Source organism: Emticicia sp. (assembly GCF_043780375.1).
GTDB lineage: Bacteria > Bacteroidota > Bacteroidia > Cytophagales > Spirosomataceae > Emticicia.
Genome location: NZ_JAYWCU010000201.1, coordinates 1 through 5,939, shown reverse-complemented (window position 1 = coordinate 5,939; position 5,939 = coordinate 1). Strand labels below are relative to the sequence as shown.

The following is a 5,939-nucleotide window of genomic DNA, read 5'->3' as shown; positions in this document are numbered from 1 at the left end:
GGTATCAATTCTGATGGCAGTTAGGGCATTTTTTTCTGCCATCTTATAGGAAGTTTCTACGTCCATTAGTTGGTCTTCACCCATCAAAAAATAGGCAACTGCTTTATTGGCATAAGCATCGGCAAATACAGGGTCGAGTTTGATGGCATCGTCGAATTTTGTAATACTGGCTTCAATTTTCTCTTTAGTACGAGTCTGCACAAGTTGTTGTCCTTGCAAAAAGTCATTGCGAGTGGAGCGTGGCAGGAGGGCAACAAGTTTCAAAGATATATGCAGTTTTAAAATTTCCCCTTCTTATCCACATATTGCCATGCATCACTTGTCCAAATGCTGTGCTCACCATCTTTAATGGTTTTACACTGATTACTGACCTTCGCTTTGCCATTTTCGAAAGGGAAAGCACAGTCGAACTGAGGGGTAATGACAATAGTATAAGTCTTGGCATCAGCATAACCGATTTTACCATTTTTTACAACTCTTATCAAACCCTCGGAGGGTGAATCGGGTCCATTATCGTAAGGAAATACTTCGTAAAGGGTTGTTTTTTTACTGTCCATAATCACCCATTTTCCATTGGTGTTTTGCGTCATAGTCAGCGAAGCGGTTTTGGGTTTTGGGGATACAAACAACAATCCATTATTAAAACTTGGCTGCGGCTCTATGCCCCAATCGTCGAAAGCTTGGTATTTAGCTGAAATTTTATTGCCTGATTTGGACATCAGTAATTTTGAAAAAGCCGTCATTTGATTGTCCACTTCAGGTATATTATTATTGTTATAAGCCCCATTTAAAGTAGCTAAAAAGATTTTTCTACTTTTAAAGTTTTCGGGATTTTGCAATGATTTTTTAGCTAAAGCCGTGAAATAATCGTTGTTTTTTTCATACCATTGTTTACTGGCAGCGATGTAGCCATTGAATAATGTCGGTTTATTCAGAAAAGCATACAACGTCAATGAGCCCGATAGCGATTTGCCATACAATATCTTTTGCCCATTTACACGGTATTTTTTAGTGATAGCAGGTATCAATTCTTTTTCAAAATAGGATAATATTTTATCAGAATGTGCTTTGTCGGGCATTCTATCTATATTTTCATCTTTAATGTCAATACCCACTACAATCATTTCGGACGTGTTTTTATCGCCCTGTAGTTTCTGGGACATAGTGGATACTTCCTCCACTGTTTTATCCATTCCGTTTAAAAAATACAAGACTGGATATGTTTTTTTAGACGTTTCATAACTCTCAGGCAGACGCACAATGAGTTTTACATCTTTTTTTAAAATAGTAGAAGGTACAGTGCTTTCTTTTACCTTCGGAAAGCCCTGAGCATATATGCTTTTTGATTTAAAAACAACCAAAAGAAGCGTGAATAGGAAAGAATGCTTAATTTTCATTTTAAAAACTGTTTAATTGATTAGAAAATAGAGAAAATACTGAGGGGGTAAAACTACATTTCACAAATAACTCAACCACTTTTTTTTTCGTGGGCTTATTTATAGCTATCAATTTTTTTGCATAAAGTATTACGATAAATCTATTTCCATAAACAATAAATAGTCTTTAAACTCCTGTGGAATTTCCATTTCTGGATAAGGTTCAATGTCTTTAAAACCAACACTTCGGTAAAGAGTATGAGCCGCTTCCATAAATTTGGGGCTATCCAATCGCACTTTTTTGTAACCGGTTTCTTTTGCAGCATTTAATAGTGCTTGGAGAATAGCTCTTCCCGCTCCAATTTGCCTGAAAGATGGATCAAGATACATTCGTTTGATTTCGCCAATTTCTTCATTGATACTTTTTAGGCATCCTATTCCGCAGGCTTTTTCATCAACAAATGCCATGATAAGCCGTCCGTTTGGTGGTAGAAATTTGTCGATTTTTTTAATATCGTCTTTAACTGCTTCTGTTGGATTGTGTGGATGTACACCATAAAGCATTTGCATTTTATCGTTTCCCCAAGTTAAATAATCTGTCCACAATTTTTTGATAAAATCAATATCATTGGGAAGCCTGGCATCACGAATTTTAATAATCGAGTTAGTATTCATAAGTATTTTTTTGAATTAATGATTTTATTACAAATAACTCAACCACCACTTTTCTTTATGGGCTTGTTTGTAGCTATCAAATTTTTTGCACAATGGATAAAGCACAGCAATAACTAAAATCCAAATCAGATAAACGATAAAAAGATTGAAGCCAAAACCTTTTAATGCTTCTACTCTAAATGGTAAGGCAGGCAAAATCATTTTTTGCCAACCAAAACCTGTAAACTCGGCAGTGATAAGTGCCAACAAATGAATAAGATAAATATGTATGATGTAAAAGAAAAATGGCACTCTGCCAAATACACAAAAGAAGTTGACGACTTTGCCTTTTAGTTTTTCCGAATTAGCCAAAAACAGTAAAGCACCGCCCAATGTTACCAATAAAAAGGAAAGCGAAGGAGGGTATTTGCTGAGATTTAAAAATGAAAATAGGGATTGCTTCAAATTTCCGTAATCTTCCCACGGTAATTTATTTCCATAAACATTTATACTTCGTAGCACTACAAAAAATACGATTGCCGCAATGCCAATGATGTTAAATAGTTTCTTACGTTTTAAAGGGTCGTAAGTCTTGTTATAAAATGAACCAAAGTAATAACCCAACGACATGACAGCAACCCACGGTATTATTGAATAGCCGACTCTGAAAATATGGTCTGGTGTTGTCAAAAATGGTTTACGTTCGTGTAAAAATGCCCATAAAATACTATTGTCAAAGTGAATATTATCAAGCAAATTATGCCCAAAAATCAATGTGCAACTAAAAATGAGGATAACTTTTTTAGGAAGATGTATAAGTCCGGCTAAAAAAATCATGCTTATTCCTAACGACCATACCACTGAAAAATGAACAGATTTAAAAGTAATATCAAAGCACCAGCCAAAACTCATAATTACCAGTTCTACAAAAACTAACCAAAGTCCACGTTTGAGCAAGAAACTGGATAACTCTGCAGGTATTTTTCTTCTGCCAACTATAAAAGCTGAAAGTCCCGCTAAAAAACTAAATGCAGGGGCACAAAAGTTAGTGATAAACCTTGTCAAAAAAAGTGGAATAGTTGTGAGTGTCGGGTCGGTTGGGTCAAAAAGGTATGATGAATTATGAAAATAATCCCTCACATGGTCAATTGCCATGATTACAATCACTAAGCCTTTTAATAGGTCGAGCGTTTCTATTCTGGGGTTTGTGATTGTTGTCATTTTATTTTTAAAATTTGTTTTATTGACTAAAAAATAGAAAAATACTGAGGAGGTTTTCGATGTTGAATTTGGATTTTCAGCCTCTTCGTTTTTTTTAATGCAGGCTTCGCATGACGCAAAGCCTGCATTTGGGTTATTTAGTCTGTGGCTCACAGAACACTACAAAATGTGTCTTGCGTACCACAAGCCACCTTGGAAAACCAATCAAACTTTCATAACTTCGACCCTCGCCTCTTGCAATGCAGCACTTCCCCCCATATCTGTGAGTACATCGTGTGTGAGGGCGTTGGCTGATGAACCTACCTTCATTAAAGAAGACCAAAAACCCTGAGGCATACAGACTACGCCTTTTCTCACTTTGTTTTTGATACGAACGTTTAAATAAACTTCGCCTCTTTGGTTGAATACTTTGATGTCGTCTCCTGTTACTAAGTTTCTTGCTTTGGCATCTTCTTCGTTCATATCTAAAAAAGGTTTTCCTTCTTTTTGAATGTGCATTTCGTGATTGGCACGTGTACTATTCAAAAAGTTTTTGGTTGACTTTATCGTCAATAAATGCAGCGGGAATTGTGTTCGCTCCTTCTCTGAATACGCAAAAGGGATATAATCTGGTAAAGCTGGGGTTATTTCTGGATTGTAAAACAGGCATTTTCCATCTTTTTTACCAAAATTACCTTCTGCGTGGGGCATCCATTTTTCAGGTATATTCATTTTTGCCCACCCTGTTTTTCTAAGCGACTCAAAAGAGATTCCTCTTAAATATGGTTTGTCGCTATCTAATAAACCTTTCACTATATCCAAATCAGAATGATATAAATAATTCTCATTAAAACCCATTTCTTTAGAAAGTAATCGAAAGAACTCGGTATTGGTTTTAGCTTGACCCAAAGGCTTAATGGCAGGTTCGTTGATATTTAGGTAAGGTGTGCCGTAAGAAGCTAAAATATCCCAATTTTCTAAAGCCGTCGTGGCTGGGAATACATAATCAGCATAACGAGCCGAATCTGTTATAAAATGGTCCAATACAATAGTTAATAAATCCTTCCTTTGCAAACCCTTTACCACTAAATTTTGATTGGGCATCGTTACTGCTGGATTGGAATTAAAAACGATTAATGCTTGAATTTCTGGATTTAAGTCACTGGCAGTCAATGCTTTACCCAATTGAACCATATTTATTTTCCTTGTTTTTTTATTTTTTAATGCTTCGGGAATATCAAGGATTTTGTTATTAAAGGCATTGCCAAAGAGTTCGTAAGTCATGTTCATTAGTCCACCGCCTAATTGCCTCCATGCTCCTGTTAAGGCTGGTAACATAGCTATGACTCTTGCAGCACTTGCACCATTTGTTTGATGTTCCAAACCAATCAAAACTCTTATTAGGGAAGGTTTTCCTTTGGCATATTCATGGGCTAATTTTAAGATAGTTGTTTCGTCTAAGCCTGTTATTTCAGCAACGGTTTTAGGAGAATACGTTTCTATGTGCTTGGTTAATTCTTCAATACCTGCTGTATATTTTTCAATATAATCTTGGTCTTGAAGTTTTTCTTTTAAAATAATATGGATAAGTCCCAAAGCCAAAGCCGTATCAGTGCCTGGCAAAGGTTGAATATGCCAATCGGCTAAAAACGCCGTTTGCGACTGAAATGGGTCAATAACGACCACAATTGCACCTTTTGCTTTGGCTTTTTGTATAAATGGCCACAAATGTTGGTTTGAATGAACGGTATTTGTACCCCACAAAATGATATATTGGCTATGAATAATGTCTTCAGGAAGCACTCCCATTGTTTGCCCATTTGTAGCCATAATCCCCGCTACAATTGCATCGCCACAAATAGTTCTTTCCAATTCTGTAGCACCAATATGAGCAAAGAAATTGTCGCCAGCATTGCCTTGAACTTTACCTTCATTTCCACCATAACTGAATGGCATGATTGCCTCACCACCTTTTTCTTTTATAATCGTTTTTAATTTTGCACTAATTTCAGAAATGGCTTTATCCCAAGTTATTTCTTTAAATTTACCTTCTCCTTTTTTACCTGCTCTTTTTAAAGGATTAAGTAATCTTTTAGGATTAAAAGTGACACTTGTTGGATAATCCGCCATTTTATTGCAGAGTTTCCCAGCGGTGTAAGGGTTATCGTTATTGGCTTTAAATTCAGTCACTTTATCTTTTGAAACAGTTACTTGCCAACTACATGAGTCTGGGCAATCCAGACAACAAGCACCATTAACCGTTTTGGTATCATTTTTTTCAGCACACGAAGAGGATATCAATGGAATAATCCCGAGACCAGCTATTCCTTGAGTGCTTAATTCAATAAAGGTTCTTCTTTTCATTATTAAAATTGATTTTGTATGTAAAAATAGTGAAAATACTGAAGGGCTTAATTACTTTTTAAACTTCCCATACACCGCTTGCTCAGGAAAAATATCAGAAACTGTTTTTCCATTTTTCAACACAAAACTTCCGTTAACCATCACGTGTTCACCGATAAATAGGAGGATTATTTTCATTTTAAAATTTGTTTTCTTGATTAAAAAATAGGGTAAATAGGGAGTAAATACTACAATCCCGCCTTCAATTGACTTTGTTGCAACGGTTGAATTAAGTGATAATTTTCTGTGATTCAGGTAATCCAAGTTGAGCAAATTTGTTAAGAATCTTACAATTTATACTCACCT

Annotated in this window: 6 protein-coding genes; all 6 read right to left on the bottom strand. The window is 35.7% G+C overall.

Translation table 11 applies throughout. The annotated features are described in order from the left end of the window. Positions 1-264: tetratricopeptide repeat protein (locus ACH2CJ_RS15885; RefSeq protein WP_394993937.1), on the bottom strand; the 264-nt coding region annotated here is incomplete at its 3' end. A gap of 14 nt (positions 265-278) precedes the next feature. Continuing rightward, positions 279-1,397: an alpha/beta hydrolase gene (locus ACH2CJ_RS15880; RefSeq protein ID WP_394993936.1), complete on the bottom strand. Its 1,119-nt coding sequence runs from the start codon at positions 1,395-1,397 to the stop codon at positions 279-281. A 129-nt stretch (positions 1,398-1,526) separates the two neighbouring features. Beyond that, positions 1,527-2,051, bottom strand: coding sequence for a GNAT family N-acetyltransferase (locus ACH2CJ_RS15875; protein WP_394993935.1), 525 nt, complete (start codon positions 2,049-2,051; stop codon positions 1,527-1,529). A 27-nt stretch (positions 2,052-2,078) separates the two neighbouring features. Further along, entirely contained in the window at positions 2,079-3,251 is a 1,173-nt protein-coding gene (locus tag ACH2CJ_RS15870) for a DUF1624 domain-containing protein (protein ID WP_394993934.1), read from the bottom strand. A gap of 204 nt (positions 3,252-3,455) precedes the next feature. Next, a complete protein-coding gene (locus tag ACH2CJ_RS15865) occupies positions 3,456-5,594 on the bottom strand; it encodes a molybdopterin-dependent oxidoreductase (RefSeq protein WP_394993933.1) in 2,139 nt (712 codons plus the stop codon). Between the two features lie 51 nt (positions 5,595-5,645). Next, positions 5,646-5,771, bottom strand: coding sequence for a hypothetical protein (locus tag ACH2CJ_RS15860; protein ID WP_394993932.1), 126 nt, complete (start codon positions 5,769-5,771; stop codon positions 5,646-5,648). Positions 5,772-5,939: the final 168 nt, after the last annotated feature.

What these genes read in the sequence shown, in the direction of transcription:
- ACH2CJ_RS15870 (WP_394993934.1), bottom strand. Translation starts at nt 3,251, where the DNA reads ATGACAACAATCACAAACCCCAGAATAGAAACGCTCGACCTATTAAAA.
- ACH2CJ_RS15875 (WP_394993935.1), bottom strand. Translation starts at nt 2,051, where the DNA reads ATGAATACTAACTCGATTATTAAAATTCGTGATGCCAGGCTTCCCAAT.
- ACH2CJ_RS15865 (WP_394993933.1), bottom strand. Translation starts at nt 5,594, where the DNA reads ATGAAAAGAAGAACCTTTATTGAATTAAGCACTCAAGGAATAGCTGGT.
- ACH2CJ_RS15880 (WP_394993936.1), bottom strand. Translation starts at nt 1,397, where the DNA reads ATGAAAATTAAGCATTCTTTCCTATTCACGCTTCTTTTGGTTGTTTTT.
- ACH2CJ_RS15860 (WP_394993932.1), bottom strand. Translation starts at nt 5,771, where the DNA reads ATGAAAATAATCCTCCTATTTATCGGTGAACACGTGATGGTTAACGGA.